16 protein-coding genes are annotated in these 14,883 nt (G+C 72.4%); 9 read left to right on the forward strand and 7 right to left on the reverse strand.

Features of this window, described 5'->3' with window-relative positions:
* Nucleotides 1-236: 236 nt before the first annotated feature.
* The gene (locus A8711_RS07255) at nt 237-1,328 is read right to left on the reverse strand and encodes a UDP-N-acetylmuramate dehydrogenase (protein ID WP_069087789.1); all 1,092 of its coding nucleotides are present in this window, start codon (nt 1,326-1,328) and stop codon (nt 237-239) included.
* A gap of 70 nt (nt 1,329-1,398) precedes the next feature.
* On the opposite strand from A8711_RS07255, the gene A8711_RS07260 reads away from it, so the two are divergent.
* The 7 genes from A8711_RS07260 (at nt 1,399) to A8711_RS07290 (ending at nt 8,935) form a co-directional block, all read left to right on the forward strand.
* Complete coding sequence (locus A8711_RS07260) at nt 1,399-2,154, forward strand: maleylpyruvate isomerase family mycothiol-dependent enzyme (RefSeq protein ID WP_069087790.1); 756 nt, start codon at nt 1,399-1,401, stop codon at nt 2,152-2,154.
* A gap of 178 nt (nt 2,155-2,332) precedes the next feature.
* A complete protein-coding gene (locus A8711_RS07265; protein ID WP_069087791.1) occupies nt 2,333-3,640 on the forward strand; it encodes an ABC transporter substrate-binding protein in 1,308 nt (435 codons plus the stop codon).
* A gap of 70 nt (nt 3,641-3,710) precedes the next feature.
* Nucleotides 3,711-4,700 (forward strand): carbohydrate ABC transporter permease, encoded by a 990-nt coding sequence (locus A8711_RS07270; protein WP_064446692.1) that lies wholly within the window; start codon nt 3,711-3,713, stop codon nt 4,698-4,700.
* Nucleotides 4,697-5,530 (forward strand): carbohydrate ABC transporter permease, encoded by an 834-nt coding sequence (locus A8711_RS07275; protein ID WP_030504579.1) that lies wholly within the window; start codon nt 4,697-4,699, stop codon nt 5,528-5,530. Before A8711_RS07270 ends, A8711_RS07275 begins: the two co-directional genes overlap by 4 nt.
* Nucleotides 5,527-6,894 carry a GH1 family beta-glucosidase gene (locus A8711_RS07280; RefSeq protein WP_069087792.1) on the forward strand — a complete coding sequence of 456 codons (1,368 nt, stop codon included), beginning with the start codon at nt 5,527-5,529 and terminating at the stop codon, nt 6,892-6,894. Before A8711_RS07275 ends, A8711_RS07280 begins: the two co-directional genes overlap by 4 nt.
* Nucleotides 6,895-6,913: 19 nt before the next feature.
* The gene (locus A8711_RS07285; RefSeq protein WP_043328047.1) at nt 6,914-7,921 is read left to right on the forward strand and encodes a LacI family DNA-binding transcriptional regulator; all 1,008 of its coding nucleotides are present in this window, start codon (nt 6,914-6,916) and stop codon (nt 7,919-7,921) included.
* Nucleotides 7,922-8,029: 108 nt separating this feature from the next.
* A complete protein-coding gene (locus tag A8711_RS07290) occupies nt 8,030-8,935 on the forward strand; it encodes a GNAT family N-acetyltransferase (RefSeq protein ID WP_069087793.1) in 906 nt (301 codons plus the stop codon).
* Here A8711_RS07290 and A8711_RS07295 read toward each other — a convergent pair.
* Both A8711_RS07295 and A8711_RS07300 read right to left on the reverse strand, forming a co-directional pair.
* Nucleotides 8,928-9,446 (reverse strand): O-acetyl-ADP-ribose deacetylase, encoded by a 519-nt coding sequence (locus A8711_RS07295; protein WP_069087794.1) that lies wholly within the window; start codon nt 9,444-9,446, stop codon nt 8,928-8,930. The genes A8711_RS07290 and A8711_RS07295 overlap by 8 nt on opposite strands.
* Nucleotide 9,447: 1 nt before the next feature.
* Complete coding sequence (locus A8711_RS07300; RefSeq protein ID WP_043328041.1) at nt 9,448-10,239, reverse strand: EI24 domain-containing protein; 792 nt, start codon at nt 10,237-10,239, stop codon at nt 9,448-9,450.
* A gap of 40 nt (nt 10,240-10,279) precedes the next feature.
* Between A8711_RS07300 and A8711_RS07305 the strand changes: the two genes are divergently transcribed.
* Nucleotides 10,280-11,272 carry a YafY family protein gene (locus A8711_RS07305; protein WP_069087823.1) on the forward strand — a complete coding sequence of 331 codons (993 nt, stop codon included), beginning with the start codon at nt 10,280-10,282 and terminating at the stop codon, nt 11,270-11,272.
* Here the strand turns inward: A8711_RS07305 and A8711_RS07310 are convergent.
* The gene (locus A8711_RS07310; RefSeq protein ID WP_064446698.1) at nt 11,263-12,177 is read right to left on the reverse strand and encodes an SDR family oxidoreductase; all 915 of its coding nucleotides are present in this window, start codon (nt 12,175-12,177) and stop codon (nt 11,263-11,265) included. The two genes, A8711_RS07305 and A8711_RS07310, sit on opposite strands and share 10 nt — an antisense overlap.
* Nucleotides 12,178-12,253: 76 nt before the next feature.
* On the opposite strand from A8711_RS07310, the gene A8711_RS07315 reads away from it, so the two are divergent.
* Nucleotides 12,254-12,925: a DNA polymerase beta superfamily protein gene (locus A8711_RS07315; RefSeq protein ID WP_069087795.1), complete on the forward strand. Its 672-nt coding sequence runs from the start codon at nt 12,254-12,256 to the stop codon at nt 12,923-12,925.
* 5 nt (nt 12,926-12,930) lie between these two features.
* On the opposite strand, the gene A8711_RS07320 is transcribed toward A8711_RS07315, so the two are convergent.
* From A8711_RS07320 to A8711_RS07330, 3 genes are read right to left on the reverse strand one after another with little or no spacing between them, the layout of a single operon-like run.
* Nucleotides 12,931-13,668, reverse strand: a complete 738-nt coding sequence (locus tag A8711_RS07320) for an alanyl-tRNA editing protein (RefSeq protein WP_043328035.1) — start codon at nt 13,666-13,668, stop codon at nt 12,931-12,933.
* A gap of 11 nt (nt 13,669-13,679) precedes the next feature.
* Nucleotides 13,680-14,567, reverse strand: coding sequence for an alpha/beta fold hydrolase (locus A8711_RS07325; protein WP_043328034.1), 888 nt, complete (start codon nt 14,565-14,567; stop codon nt 13,680-13,682).
* Entirely contained in the window at nt 14,564-14,878 is a 315-nt protein-coding gene (locus tag A8711_RS07330; protein WP_013288803.1) for a DUF2516 family protein, read from the reverse strand. Before A8711_RS07330 ends, A8711_RS07325 begins: the two co-directional genes overlap by 4 nt.
* Nucleotides 14,879-14,883 lie beyond the last annotated feature (5 nt).

Consider the following 14,883-nt stretch of genomic DNA (forward strand, 5'->3'; position numbering starts at 1 on the left):
CCCACCGCCCACCGCCCACCGCCCCGCCGATCTTGGACTTGTGGCGCCCACCTTGCCTCGTTTGGCCCAGTTCACGAGCCACCACAACTCCAAGATCAAGGGAGACGTCGCCCCTCCCCTGGAACCCTCGGCGGAACCCTTCGAGGCAAGTGTTGATCTTGCACTTGCTGCCCCGGCAATACGGGTCAAACCGCTCGGACCGAGGGCCGGAAGCGCAAGATCGCCGGGGGCGGGGGTCAGATGGTGCAGTTGACGAGGACTGGTTCGGGGTGGAGGGTTACGCCGAAGCGGGACTGGACGCCGTCTCGGATCTCGCGGGCCAGCGCCACCAGCGCGGCCGTGCTGGCGCTGCCGGAGTGGTTGGTGAGCGCGAGCGTGTGCTTGCTGGAGATGGCGACGCCCTCCGGGCCCGCGTACCCCTTGCCGAAGCCCGCCTTGTCGATCAGCCAGGCGGCGCTGACCTTCACCGTGCCGTCGGCGCCCGGCCAGTGCGGCGGCTCACSCACCTCGGCGGCGCGTTCCCGTACCTGCTCGAACACCTCGCCCGGCAGCACCGGGTTGGTGAAGAACGAGCCGACCGACCAGGTGTCCGGGTCGGCCGCGTCCAGCACCATACCCTTGCCGGCGCGCAGCTTCCGCACGGTGGCCCGGGCTTCGGCCAGCGGCACCCGGTCGCCGACCTCGACGCCGAGCGCCCGGGCCAGTTCGGCGTAGCGGACCGGGCCGGAGCGCGGGGACCGGGTGAGCCGGAAGTCGACCGAGAGCACCACCCAGCGGTCGCTGTACTTGAAGATGCTGCCCCGGTAGACGAACCCGCAGTCGGCCGCCGCGATCCGCGCCACCCGGCGTTCGGTCCGGTCGTACGCCTCGACGGCGACGATGGTCTCGGCGACCTCCTGGCCGTACGCGCCGACGTTCTGGATCGGTGTCGCGCCGGCCGAGCCGGGGATGCCGGAGAGGCACTCCAGCCCGGACCAGCCGCGGTCGACGGTGGCGGCGACGAAGTCGTCCCACGGCTCGCCGGCTTCGACACGTACCGTGACGGTGTCGCCCTCCTCGGCCACGGCCTGGAACCCGCGCGAGCGGACGAGCACGACGGTGCCGGGGAAGCCCTGATCGCCGATCACGACGTTGCTGCCGCCCGCCAGCACCAGCACGGCCTGCTCGCGGGCCTCCGCTTCCTGCACTTTTCGCACGATCTGGGCGGCGTCCTCAGCGATCTCCAGCCGCCCGGCGGGTCCGCCGAGCCGGAGCGTGGTGTAGCGCGCCAGGGTGGCCGGATCGGTCGGTTCACCGGCAGTAGCCGGTTCGGCGTAGACGTCTGACACGCCTTTCACCCTAGGCTGAGGGGTAGCCGGCGCACCCACTGGTGGCCCGGTCACCCCCGGGAGGATGGCGATGAGCAGACTGCACCACACGAAGGACTTCTGGATCGGCGCGCTGCGCACGGAGGGTCCCGCCTTCGCCGCGGCGGTTTCGGAGGCGCCGCCCGAGACACCCGTGCTGTCCTGTCCCGGCTGGACGGTCACCGATCTCGCCCATCACCTGACTCGCGTGTACATCTGGGCGGGCACCGTGCTGACCGCCGGTGGCACCACCCGCCCGGAGCGGCACGACCCGGAGCCGCCGGCGGACCTGACGCCGGCCCAGTGGTACGTGCGGGAGTACGAGCGGATCACCGCGCTGCTGGAGGCGGCGGATCCGGAGGCGCCGGCCTGGAACTTCGCGCCGCAGCCGAAGAAGGCGGCCTTCTGGCCGCGCCGGATGGCGCACGAGACGGCCGTGCACCGCTGGGACGCCCAGCTCGCGATCGGTGCGGGTGATCCCATCGAGGCGAAGCTCGCGGCCGACGGGGTGAGCGAGGTGCTGGACACCTGGCTGCCGGCGGGCCGGCGGGTGCAGCCCGGGCAGTGGCGCGGCGTGGTGCAGCTGACCGCGACCGACGCGGCCCAGGAGTGGTACCTGCGGTTGCGGGGTGAGGGGGTCGCGCTGCTGGACACCGCGACGATCCTGGACCACGACGACCACCGGGCCCGGGCACAGGTGGCCGGCACGGCGAGCGATCTGCTGCTGGCGCTGATGGGCCGGATCAGCTTCGACGCGCTGGACGTGGCGGGCGACCCGGCCCTGCTGGGGGGCCTGCGGGTCGGCTGACGACGGGCACCGGACGGAGAGGGGCGGCGGGCGCCCCTCTCCGTTTCTTTTCGGACAGCTCTGAGAGCGCTCTCTTGACAAGGTCCGTGACCCTCCACCACGCTGTCGTGAGAGCGCTCTCTAAGTTCCGGAACCGCCTTCCACCACCCGTTTCGACGACCCGAGAGGTCAGGACAGCATGCTCACCTTCACGCGCCGCCGCCTGGCGGCGGTTGCAGTGGTCGCCGCCACCGCGCTGCTCGGCACCACCGCCTGCGGCGGCGGCGACGATGCCGCCGCCGACGGGCCGATAACGCTCACCGTCGACGTCTTCGGCCAGTTCGGTTACGCCGATCTCTACCAGGAGTACATGGCCAGCCACCCCGGCGTGAAGATCGTCGAGCGCGGCACCGGCGGCAACCTCGACGAGTACTCCCCGAAGCTCACCCAGTGGCTCGCCGCGGGCAAGGGCGCCGGTGACGTGGTCGCCATCGAGGAGGGCCTGCTCGTCGAGTACAAGGCCAACCCGCAGAACTTCGTCAACCTGCTCGACCACGGCGCGGCCGACCTGAAGGGCAACTTCCTCGACTGGAAGTGGAACCAGGGCCTCACCGCCGACGGCAAGCAGCTCATCGGCCTCGGCACTGACGTCGGCGGCATGGCGATGTGCTACCGCACCGACCTGTTCGCCAAGGCCGGCCTGCCCACCGACCGGGAGGCCGTGTCCAAGCTCTGGCCCACCTGGCAGGACTACATCAAGGTCGGCGAGCAGTTCACCGCGAAGAAGACGGGCGCGTCGTTCCTGGACGCCGCGACCAACACCTTCAACACGATCCTGCTCCAGACCGCCGGCAACAGCAGCGGCTACAGCTACTACGACACCAGCAACAACCTGGTCGTGGGCAGCAACCCGGCGGTGAAGCAGGCGTACGACACCACGATGGACATCATCGACTCGGGGCTGTCCGGCAAGTACGGCTCGTGGTCCGAGGAGTGGGTGTCGGCGTTCAAGCAGTCGAAGTTCGCCACCATCGCCTGCCCGGCCTGGATGACCGGCGTGATCGAGGGCAACGCGGGCGCGGCCGCCAAGGGCAAGTGGGACATCGCCCAGATCCCCGGCAACGGCGGCAACTGGGGCGGCTCGTTCCTCGCGGTGCCGAAGCAGAGCAAGCACCAGGCCGAGGCGATCGAGCTGGCCAAGTTCCTGACCAGCGCCAAGGGTCAGATCGGCGCGTTCAAGGCGAAGGGTCCCCTGCCCTCTTCGCCGCAGGCGCTGGAGGACCCGGCGATCATCGACTCGAAGAACGCCTACTTCTCCGAGGCGCCGGTCGGGAAGATCTTCGCCGAGGGCGCCAAGAGCCTGAAGCCGGTCTACATGGGACCGAAGAACCAGGCCGTACGCACCGAGGTCGAGAACGCCGTCCGCAGCGTCGAGCTGGGCAAACGCTCCCCGGAACAGGGCTGGACCGACGCGGTCGCCAACGCCGAGAAGGCCGCCGCCAAGTAACCCGAGCAGCGCGTGCGGGCGGCCACCCGGCCACGGGGGCCGCCCGCACGGCGGAAAGGAGTCCCGGGTCATGGCCGTCCAGCTCGACGCCCGCCCGCCGGTCGCACCGGCACCCCGCCCCACCCGTCCCGGCCTGGGCAACCGGCTCAGCCGACTCGACACGAAGTACTCGCCGTACCTGTTCATCGCCCCGTTCTTCCTGCTGTTCGGCGTCTTCGGGGCGTACCCGCTGGCGTACACGTTCTGGGTCTCGCTGCACGACTGGGACCTGCTCGGCGCCGAACACCCGTACATCGGCTTCGACAACTACACCCAGCTGCTCGCCGACTCGGACTTCTGGCACTCGGTGGTCAACACGCTGGGCATCTTCGTGATCTCCACGGTCCCGCAGCTGCTCGCCGCGCTCTGGCTGGCCAACCTGCTCAACCGGCAGTTGCGCGCCCGTACCACCTGGCGGATGGCGGTGCTGATCCCGAACGTCACCTCGACCGCCGCCGTGGCGATCGTGTTCGCAGTCCTGTTCGGCCGCGAGTTCGGCATGATCAACTGGGTGCTCGACCACGTCGGGATCAGCGCGATCGACTGGAAGGCGAACCGGTTCGCCGCCTGGGTCGCCATCTCCACGATGGTCGACTGGCGCTGGACCGGCTACAACGCGCTGATCTTCCTGGCCGCCATGCAGGCCATCCCCCGCGACCTGTACGAGTCGGCAGCGATCGACGGGGCCGGCCGGGCCCGCCAGTTCTGGTCAATCACGGTGCCGCTGCTCAAGCCCACGATCATCTTCGCGGTCATCATCTCCACCATCGGCGGCCTCCAGCTCTTCACCGAGCCGCGGATGTTCAACTCCGGCACCAACGCGATCCGCGGCGGACCGCTGCGGGAGTCGCAGACGGTGACCATGTACATGTTCGAGAACGCCTTCGCGCCGCACTACAACTTCGGCTACGGGTCGGCGGTCGCCTGGCTGCTGTTCGCGCTCATCGCCGTGGTCGCGGCGATAAACGTCCTGCTCCTGCGCCGGCTCGGCGGCGGCTCCCGCAAGGAGGTCTCCCGATGACCCGCCTCTGGTCGGCAAGCCGGCTCACCTACCTGGCGCTGACGCTCTCGGCCGTCCTGTCGATCTTCCCGATCTACTGGATGTTCGTGGTGGCCAGCCGCACCAGCGACACGATGGGCCAGGTGCCGCCGCCGCTCACCCCCGGCGGCAACCTCGGCGCCAACATCGCCCGGCTGTTCGACAACACCGACGCGTACTTCCTGACCGGCCTGATCAACTCGGCGATCGTGGCCACCACCGTCACGATCTCGGTGGTGTTCTTCTCCACGCTGGCCGGGTTCGCGTTCGCCAAGCTGCGCTTCCGGGGGCGCAACGCGCTGCTGCTGGTCATCGTCGCCACCATGATGGTCCCGACGCAGCTCGGCGTGATCCCGCTCTACCTGCTCATGACGAAGCTGAACTGGAACGACCGGCTGCCCGCCGTGATCGTGCCGGCGCTGGTCACCGGCTTCGGCGTGTTCATGATGCGCCAGTACGCGGGCCAGGCGGTCAGCACCGAACTGATCGAGGCGGCCCGGATGGACGGCTGCAACACCGCCCGGATCTACTGGAACGTGGTGCTGCCCGCGCTGCGCCCGGCCGCCGCCGTGCTCGGCCTGCTCACGTTCATGACCACCTGGAACGACTTCCTGTGGCCGTACGCGGTGCTGAACGACCCGGAGAACCCGACGGTGCAGCTGTCGCTGCGGGCCCTCTCCGACGGGTACTACCAGGACATGTCGCAGGTGTTCACCGGCACGGCCATCGCCACGCTGCCGCTGCTGCTGGTGTTCATCGTCTTCGGCCGCCAGATCATCGGCGGCATCATGGAAGGTGCGGTCAAGGCATGAGCAACGTCCGATTCCCGGAGGGCTTCGTCTGGGGCGGAGCCACCGCCGCGTACCAGATCGAGGGCGCCGCCCGCGAGGACGGTCGCGGTCCGTCGATCTGGGACACCTTCAGCCGTACGCCGGGCGCGGTGTTCGCCGGCCACACCGGCGACGTGGCCTGCGACCACTACCACCGGTACGCCGAGGACGTCGCGCTGATGGCCGAGCTGGGGCTGCGGGCGTACCGGTTCTCGGTGTCCTGGCCCCGAGTGCGGCCGGACGGCACCGGCCCGGTCGAGCCGCGCGGGCTCGACTTCTACGACCGGCTGACCGACGCGCTGCTCGACGCCGGCCTCGACCCGATCGTCACGCTCTACCACTGGGACCTGCCGCAGGCGCTGGAGGACCGGGGCGGCTGGACCGTCCGGGAGACCGCCGAGCACTTCGCCGAGTACGCGCTCGCCGTGCACGGCCGCCTCGGCGACCGGGTCCGCACCTGGACCACGCTCAACGAGCCGTGGTGCTCGGCCTACCTCGGGTACGGCTCCGGGGTGCACGCGCCGGGGCGGCGGAACGCCGGTGACGCGTTCCGGGCCGTACACCATCTGCTGGTCGGCCACGGCCTGGCGGCGCGGGCGCTGCGCGCGGCCGGCGTGGAGACGCTGGGGATCACGCTCAACCTGGCCGACGTGCAGCCGGCGGACGCCGCGAGCGCCGCTGACGCCGAGGCGGTACGGCTGGTCGACGGCCTGCACAACCGGATCTTCCTGGACCCGCTCACCGGCGGTGGCTACCCGGCGGACGTGCTGGCCCACGTCAGCCGGATCGTCGCGCCGGACTTCATCAGGGACGGGGACGAGAAGCTGATCGCCGCGCCGCTGGACCTGCTCGGCCTGAACTACTACGCGCCCACCTACGTGGCCGGGCGGGCGGGCGGCGCGGGCGGGGACGCGTACCCGGGCACGGCCGGGACCGTCGAGTTCCTGCCGCCGGCCGGGCCGCTCACCGACATGGGCTGGTCGATCGAGCCGGCCGGGCTGACCCGGCTGCTGGAACGGGTGGCCGCCGACCACCCCGGGCTGCCCCTGATGATCACCGAGAACGGCGGGGCGTTTCCGGACACCGACCTCGACGAGCAGGGCGGGGTGGCGGACACCGACCGGGTCGCCTACCTCGACGGGCACCTGCGCGCCGCGCACGAAGCCATCGCCCGCGGCGTGGACCTGCGCGGTTATCTCGTATGGTCGGTGCTGGACAACTTCGAATGGGCCGAGGGTTACCGGAAGCGATTCGGGATCGTCCACGTCGACTACCTGACCCAGCGGCGCACACCAAAGCACAGCGCCCGCTGGTACCAGGAGGTGATCGCCCGGAACGGGCTGTGACGAGGTGGTGGTTACGGGGATGACGACGGCACAGCGACCGACCCTGGAGGCGGTGGCCCGGCTGGCCGGCGTGTCCCGGGCCACCGTCTCCCGGGTGGTGAACGGCTCGACCACTGTGGCCGAGCCGATCCGGCAGGCGGTACGCCGGGCGGTCGAGGAACTCGGGTACGTCCCGAACCTCGCCGCCCGCAGCCTGGTCACCCAGCGGACCGACTCGGTGGCGCTGGTGCTGCCCGAGGCGGCCACCCGGGTCTTCTCCGACGACCAGGTGTTCCCGGGCATCATCAGGGGCGCGGCGCAGGAGCTGGAGGCGGCGGACAAGCAGCTCGTGCTGATGCTCGCCGGCTCACCGGCCGGACACGAACGGGTCGAGCGGTACACCACCGGGCGGCACGTCGACGGGGTGCTGTTCGCCTCGCTGCACGGCGAGGACCCGCTGCCCGGCCGGCTGGCCCGCCTCGGCATCCCGGTGGTGTGCAGCGGACGGCCGCTCGACGGCGCCGACGTGCCGTACGTGGACGTCGACCACGAAGGCGGCGTGAGCACGGCGGTCCAGCACCTGATCGCGAGCGGACGCCGTCGGATCGCCACCATCGCCGGGCCGCAGGACATGGTCGCCGGAATCGAGCGGCTGATCGGCTACCGCAGCGCGATCACCGAGGCCGGGCTGCCGGAGCTGGTCGCGTACGGCGACTTCACCCGGGAGTCGGGCACCGCCGCGATGCGCGAGCTGCTCGCCGCCGACCCGGAACTGGACGCCGTGTTCGCCGCCTCCGACCTGATGGCGCACGCCGCCCTGCGGACGCTGCGGGAGGCCGGGCGGCGGGTGCCCGAGGACGTGGCGGTGATCGGGTTCGACGACATCGAGACCGCCGCGTACACCGAGCCGCCGCTGAGCACCGTGCGGCAGCCGATAGTGGAGCTGGGCCGGTCGATGACCCGGCAGTTGCTGCGCATCGCGGCGGGCGAGACGGTCGAGCAGGCGCTGGTGCTGCCCACCGAGCTGGTGCTGCGCGAGTCCGCGTAAGGAAGGGCCCCCTCTTAACGCCTCCGGTAGAGGAGGGGGCCCTTCTTAACAGCCCGCCCCGCGTTAACCGGTCGCGGCGCGGGTGGCGGCGGGTCTAGGGTCCGCCGGATGAACGCAGCCGAGATCCGTCCCGCCCGCCCCGACGACGCGCCCGCCGTGGTGGCGTTGCGCGCGCTCGTCTTCCCCTATCTGGTGCGCGGCGTCGAGTCGACCCGCCGCATGATCGCCGAACCGCCGCCCGGCGAGGACTGGGCGGCCTGGGTCGCCGAGACGGACGGCGAGGTCGTCGGCTGGGCGTCGGCGTACCGCAACACGCAGACCTCGACGCCCGGCGTGGGGATGATCTCCCTGCTGCACGTACACCCGGCGCATCGCCGCCACGGCACCGGCGCGGCGCTGTTCGACACCGCGCTCGGGCACCTGCTGACGCTCGGGTCCACCGAGGTGCTCACCTACGCGCATACCGAGTCGCTGCCGTTCGCGCAGCGGCACGGCTTCACGCCCAGCCGGGAGGTGCGCTACTCGGCGCTGGACCTGAGCACGCCCCCGCCGATGCCGCAGCCGCCGCCGGGCGTACGGCTGGTGTCCGCCGCCGGGCTCGACCCGCGTCTGGTGCACCGGGTCGACGCCGAGGCGTCCCGGGACGAGCCGGGGGACGTGCCGACGGACTCGCTCGGCTTCGACCTGTGGCGGTACGAGTGCTGGGACAACCCGGGGCTGGACCGGGAGGCGAGCACGCTCGCCGAGGTGGACGGGGAACTGGTCGCGCTGACCCTGGTCCAGCGGGACGGCGAGCGGATGTGGTCGGACTTCACCGGCACGCTGCCCGCGTACCGGGGGCGGGGGCTGGCCCGGCTGGCCAAGCAGGCCGCGCTTCACCGTGCGGCGGCGCGCGGGGCTCGCACCGCGTACACCTCGAACCACGAGGTGAACGCGCCGATGCTGGCGGTCAACGAGCGGCTCGGCTACCGGCCGGTGGACAGCCAGTGGTCGTGCCGGCGCACGCTCAGCTGAGCCCGGCGGCCACCCGCACCGCAGTGGCGTACGTATCGGCGCCGAACAGCACCAGCCGCGCCTCGGTGACGTGCTCCGGGGTGGCCGCGTGCAGCACGGTGAGCGCCTGCGCCACCGCGTCCTCGACCGGCCAGCCGTAGATCCCGGCGGAGATCAGCGGGAACGCGATCCGGGTGGCGCCCAGCCCGTCGGCGACCCGCAGGCTGTTGGCGTAGCAGTCGCGCAGCAGCGCCGAGCGGTCCTCGCCCGGCGAGAAGACCGGCCCGACCGTGTGCACCACCCAGCGGGCGGGCAGGTTGCCGGCGGTGGTGGCGACGGCCTGGCCGGTGGGCAGCCCGCGCCCGTAGCGGGAGGCGCGCAGCGCCCGGCACTCCTCCAGGATCGCCGGGCCGCCGCGCCGGTGGATCGCGCCGTCCACGCCCCCGCCGCCGAGCAGCGACGAGTTGGCGGCGTTGACTATCGCGTCGACCTGCTGCGCGGTGATGTCCCCCTCGATCAGGACGGTGTCCATCTCAGCTCTCCTCGATCGGCTGGCCCAGCGACCGGCGGGCCAGCAGCGCGGCCCCGGCCACGGCGGCCGGCATGACCAGCACCGCGCCGAGCGGGATCAGGAAGCACAGGAAGACCGCCACCCCGAAGCCGAGCGCCGTCGGCCGGTCGGCCCGCAGCCGCGCCCGCCGGTCCGGCAGCCGCATCCCGCGCCGGTAGAACGGCGCGCCGACCAGCTCCAGCGCCAGGAACCAGCCACCCACCAGGGCGCCGACCACCGGGACCACCGTCTGTCCCACCACCGGGATGAAACCGGCCGCGAACAGGGGTACGCCGATCAGCGCGGACAGCGCCACCAGGCGCAACGAGTCGGCGAGGCTGCGTCGCAGCGAGGACCAGAACGGCACGTCCACGGCGCCGGGGGTGCCGCCGAGCCGGTCCTCGACCCGCTCCGAGATCGCCTCGTAGAACGGGTCGCCGATGACGAGCGTGACGGCGGTGAACGTGAGCACCCCGACCAGCCCGGCGACGCCGACCACCGCCAGCCCGGCGGCGACCCGCAGCAGATTGCGCCAGGGCGACGACCAGTCGTCGGCGAACGGGGTGAGCCAGCCCGCCAGGTCGCCGACGAAGTAGAGCAGCGTGGCGAACAACGCCACGTAGAGCGCGCCGGTGATCAGCGCCGGGATCACGCCGAGCAGCATCAGCTTCGGGCTGCGGACGTACATGCCGAAGCCGCGCAGCAGCAGCCCGGCGCCGCCGAGGAAGCGGGTGGCCGCGCCGGTGACCGGCGCGATCGTACGGGAGGCGTTCACGACGGCACAGCCTAATCTGCCGGTGCACCACAATGGGCCGGTGCGTGCGTCCCGGCTGATCTCGCTTGTGCTGCTGCTCCAGTCGCGGGAGACGATGACCGCTGCCGAGCTGGCCCGCGAGCTGGAGGTGTCCGAGCGGACCGTCTACCGGGACGTGCTGGCGCTCTCCGCCGCCGGTGTCCCGGTGTACGCGGACCGGGGCCGGGCCGGCGGCTACCGGCTGCTGGGCGGCTACCGGACCCGGCTGACCGGGTTGAGCCGGGACGAGGCCGAGGCGCTGTTCCTGGCCGGGCTGCCCGGACCGGCAGGGGACATGGGACTGGCCGACTCGGTGGCCGCCGCCGAGCTGAAGGTGCTCGCCGCGCTGCCGCCGAGCCTGCGGGACGCGCCCGCCCGTACCGGGCAGCGGTTCCACCTGGACGTCCCCGGCTGGTTCCGGGAGACCGCGCCCCCGCCCGCCCTCGCCGAGCTGGCCCGGGCCGTCTGGCGGGACCTGATGGTGGAGCTGCGCTACCGGCGCGGGGACCGCGAGGTGACCCGCACGCTGGCGCCGTACGGGCTGGTGCTGAAGAACGGGGTCTGGTACCTGGTCGGCCGGGTCGGTGACGGCTGGCGGACGTACCGGGTGGACCGGGTTGTCTCGGCCGAGGTGAGCGCCGACGGCTTCGACCGGGACGAGGACTTCGACCTCGGGGCGTACTGGCGGGAACAGGCCGGCGCGTTCCTGCGCGAGCTGTTACGCGAGCGGGTCACCGTGCGGCTCGGCCCGGCCGGGTTGCGGGCGCTGCGGCACCTGGTGGACGCGCCGTTCGTCTACACCGAGGCGGTCGACGCGGCCGGGCCGCCGGACGAGCAGGGCCGGCTGGTGCTGCGGCTGCCCGTCGAGTCGGTGGACGTCGCGTACACCCAGTTGCTGGCGCTCGGCCCGGAGGTGGAGGTGCTGGCGCCGCCGCGGCTGCGGGCGCGCTTCGCCGAGGCGGCCCGCCGCGCGGCGGCGCTCTACACCGATCCGCCGGCCGACGGTCAGCGGTAGCCGTCCGGGTCGGCCGGCTTACCCGGCTTGACCACCTCCTCGTAGTAGCGGGCCCAGTGCGGGCGGCTGCCGTCGACGTCGGTGAAGCCGTACACCTGGGCCAGACCGCCGCTGTCCAGCGACTTGCCGTTCCAGCGGGCCCGGTCCGGGTCGGCGGCCAGGGCCGCCACCGCGCGCCCGACGAACGCCGGCGTCTCCGACATGACGAAGTGGGGCTCGGTCTTCGCGCCGTCACGCCAGTTCGCCTCGGTGACGCCGTAGTGTTCGAGCATCGCCTCCGAGCGCAGCCAGCCCGGCGTGAGCGCGACGGCGGTGCAGCCGTGCGGGGCCAGCTCGTGCGCCTGGCTGAAGCCGAGCCGGTTCACCGACACCTTCGCCAGGTCGTAGAAGACCGACAGGCGGTACTCGCTGTCGTTGTGCTCCTTGGTGCCGTCGCCGACCTCGACGACCAGGCCGCCCGGGTTGCGGATCAGCAGCGGCAGCGCGAAGTGGCTGGTGATGATGTGCGTGTCGACAGCCAGCCGCAGCGTACGGAAACCGGCGTCGAGCGGCTGCTCCCAGACCGGCTTCTCCCAGGTGATCAGCGGGTCGGCGCCCCAGACGTCGTTCACCAGCACGTCGAGGCGGCCCTGCTCGGCGTCGATCCGCTCGACCAGGGCGCGTACCTGCTCGGGGTCGAGGTGGTCGACAGCGACGGCGATTCCGGTGCCCCCGGCGGCGGTGACCAGCTCGGCGGTCTCCTCGATGGTCTCCGGCCGGTCCATCTCGGAGCGGCGCTCGCGGGTGGTGCGGCCGGTGGCGTAGACGGTGGCCCCGGCGGCGCCGAGCTGCACGGCGATCTGCCGGCCGGCGCCCCGGGTAGCGCCTGCGACGAGCGCGACAGTTCCGGTCAGTGGTGAGTTCATGGGATCACCGTGTCAGCGATACCTGACAACGGAAGTCCGGTTTCCCGAACGAACCGGATGGGCGATCATCACCGGTATGCACCTGCTGCTGTCCGGGATCGTCGGCTCGGTCGCGTACGGGCTGGCCGGACCCGGCTCGGACACCGACCGGCTCGGCGTGTTCGCCGCGCCCATAGTCGCGTTCCACGGCCTGCGCCCGCCCCGCGAGTCGGTGGTCACCACCGACCCGGACGTCACGCTGCACGAGGCCCGCAAGTACGCGCTGCTGGCGCTGAGCGGCAACCCCACCGCCACCGAGCTGATGTGGCTGCCCGACGACTGCTACGAGACCCGTACCGGGTTCGGTGAGGAGCTGATCGCGATCCGGTCGGCGTTCCTCAGCGCGCCGCGCGTCCGTGACGCCTACCTCGGGTACGCCGCGCAGCAGTTCCGCAAACTCGCCGGCCGGCCCGCCGACGCCGGTGGGCGGCTGCGCTCGGCGAAGCACGCCCGGCACCTGGCCCGGCTGCTGCACCAGGGCCGGGTGCTGTACGCGACAGGCGTACTGGAGATCCGCCTCGCCGACCCGGAGTGGTTCCGCGCGTTCGGCGAACGGGTTTCCGGCGGCGCGCTGGAGGAGGCGCAGGCGCTGGTGGCGGACGCCGAGGCGGAGTTCGACCGGATCCGCTCACCGCTGCCGGAGCGCCCGGACGAGGAGACGGTGGAACGCTGGCTGCTCGCCGTCCGGGCGGCGTACCTGCCGCGCTGAGCGGGTCAGTCCGCCAGGCGTACGCGTACCCGGCGGTTGGCCCGCCCCTTGCTCTCCACCTTGACCACCTGGACCTTGCCGATCTGGGCGGTGGAGGCGACGTGCGTGCCGCCGTCGGCCTGCACGTCCAGCCCGACGATGTCGACGATCCGCACCTCCTGCTCCTCCGGCGGGATCAGGTTCGACTGGGTACGGATGATGTCCGGCAGCGCGAGCGCCTCGGCGCGCGGCAGCACCCGCACCGCCACCGACCGGTCGGCGGCCACCTCGGCGTTCACCAGCTCCTCGATGCGGGCCTTGAAGTCCGGCGGCACCTCGGGCAGGTTGAAGTCCATCCTCGCCTCGCCCGGCTCCATGTTGCCGCCGGTGACGAGCGCGCCGAAGTCACGGAACACCACGCCGCAGAGCACGTGCAGCCCGGAGTGGGTACGCATCAGCATGGTCCGGCGGGCGTCCTCCACCGCGCCGACCACCTCGCTGCCGACCGGCGGCACCGGGTCGCCCTCGGCCGGGATCAGCCACAGGTCGTCGCCCTTGCGGGTGCCGACGATCCGGGTCTGTACGCCCTGCCACAGCAGCACCCCGTGATCCGGCGGCTGCCCGCCACCACCCGGGTAGAACGCGGACCGGTCCAGCACGATGCCCTGCTCGGGATCGGCCGCCAGCACCCGGCAGGTCCACTCGCGCAGGGTCGGGTCGGCGAGGTCGAGCCGGTGCGTACGGCCGTGGTGTGTGACGCCCATGGACGGCGACGTTACCCGTTCAGGAACTCCGAGACGCGCCCCCGCAGGTCGGCGCGTTCGGTCCAGAGCACGCCGGGCCTGTCGTACACGTGCAGTGTGGCGTTCGGGAGCGCGGCGGCGAGCCGTTCGGCGACGGCGACCGGGTGCAGGTCGTCGTCGGCGGCGGCGATGACCAGCGCCGGCGCGGTGACCGCGGCGAGCGACCCGGCGTCGTCGAGCGGGGCCTGGGCTGGCAGGTCGGCCAGCCCCGGCGCGAGCCCGTCGCGCAACAACTGGTCGAGCCGCTGCCGCAGGTAGGCCCAGCCGGCCGGGGTGTTGCGCACCGACGGCGGCAACTCCAGCGACACCACGTCGGCCAGCGCCGAGGCGTCGCCCTCGGCCACCGCGTCGAGCAGGCCGGTGAGCCGGGCGCGGGCCACCTCGCCGCGCGGTGTGTCCAGCACGGCGGGCAGGAAGAAGACGAGTCTCTCGAAGCGTTCCGGGCTCTCCGCGAGCAGCCGGCAGAGCGCGCCCGCGCCGAGGCTCGCGCCGAACGCCCGGGTCGCGCCGCTCAGGTCCGCCATCGCGCGCAGGTCACGGGCCAGGTCCAGGTAGGTCCACGGGCCGGGCGGGGAGTCGGAGCGACCGTGCCCGCGGAACTGGAAGAAGACGCGCCGCCCGGCGACGCCGCTGCCGAACGGGCGGGTGGTGGCGATGCCACTGCCCAGCCCGTGCGCGAACACGGTGACTGGGTCACCGGTGCCGGTGACCAGCCGTTCCAGGCTCACCCCGTGCGGGGTGGCGACCAGCTCCGTCTCCGGCTCGGGCAGCGCGGGACGCCCGGTTCGGGGCGCGCCGGGGCCGGGCCCCCAGGTGCGGGGACCGCCGTCCGGCGGCGGAGGCCAGCGGAAACCTCTCACCAGGACCCTCGGCCGTCGTGCAGGTCCCGCAGGCCGGGCCGCACGTCGAGCAGGTAGATCAGACCGGCGGCGATGCCGATCAGTCCGAACAGGCTGATCGGGCCGAAGCCGAGCAGGGTCAGCAGCAGGCAGACCGCCAGGATGGCGACCCAGCCGCCCTTGGGCAGCGTGCCGAGCGCGGCGAAACCGTCGCCGCGCTGGGTGACCGCGTGCACCAGCGCCACTCCCTGTACGACCAGGGCGAAGACGAGCAGGATCAGCTGGATCACGTCTTGGACTGCGAACGCGAAGATCGGCGCGGCGATGGCCATGGGGG

Source organism: Micromonospora sp. II (assembly GCF_001709195.1).
Lineage (GTDB): Bacteria > Actinomycetota > Actinomycetes > Mycobacteriales > Micromonosporaceae > Micromonospora > Micromonospora chalcea.

Coding starts and splice junctions, on each gene's coding strand:
- A8711_RS07285 (WP_043328047.1), top strand. CDS start 6,914: ATGACGACGGCACAGCGACCGACCCTGGAGGCGGTGGCCCGGCTGGCC.
- A8711_RS07275 (WP_030504579.1), top strand. CDS start 4,697: ATGACCCGCCTCTGGTCGGCAAGCCGGCTCACCTACCTGGCGCTGACG.
- A8711_RS07270 (WP_064446692.1), top strand. CDS start 3,711: ATGGCCGTCCAGCTCGACGCCCGCCCGCCGGTCGCACCGGCACCCCGC.
- A8711_RS07295 (WP_069087794.1), bottom strand. CDS start 9,446: ATGGACACCGTCCTGATCGAGGGGGACATCACCGCGCAGCAGGTCGAC.
- A8711_RS07280 (WP_069087792.1), top strand. CDS start 5,527: ATGAGCAACGTCCGATTCCCGGAGGGCTTCGTCTGGGGCGGAGCCACC.
- A8711_RS07290 (WP_069087793.1), top strand. CDS start 8,030: ATGAACGCAGCCGAGATCCGTCCCGCCCGCCCCGACGACGCGCCCGCC.
- A8711_RS07330 (WP_013288803.1), bottom strand. CDS start 14,878: ATGGCCATCGCCGCGCCGATCTTCGCGTTCGCAGTCCAAGACGTGATC.
- A8711_RS07310 (WP_064446698.1), bottom strand. CDS start 12,177: ATGAACTCACCACTGACCGGAACTGTCGCGCTCGTCGCAGGCGCTACC.
- A8711_RS07260 (WP_069087790.1), top strand. CDS start 1,399: ATGAGCAGACTGCACCACACGAAGGACTTCTGGATCGGCGCGCTGCGC.
- A8711_RS07315 (WP_069087795.1), top strand. CDS start 12,254: ATGCACCTGCTGCTGTCCGGGATCGTCGGCTCGGTCGCGTACGGGCTG.
- A8711_RS07320 (WP_043328035.1), bottom strand. CDS start 13,668: ATGGGCGTCACACACCACGGCCGTACGCACCGGCTCGACCTCGCCGAC.
- A8711_RS07265 (WP_069087791.1), top strand. CDS start 2,333: ATGCTCACCTTCACGCGCCGCCGCCTGGCGGCGGTTGCAGTGGTCGCC.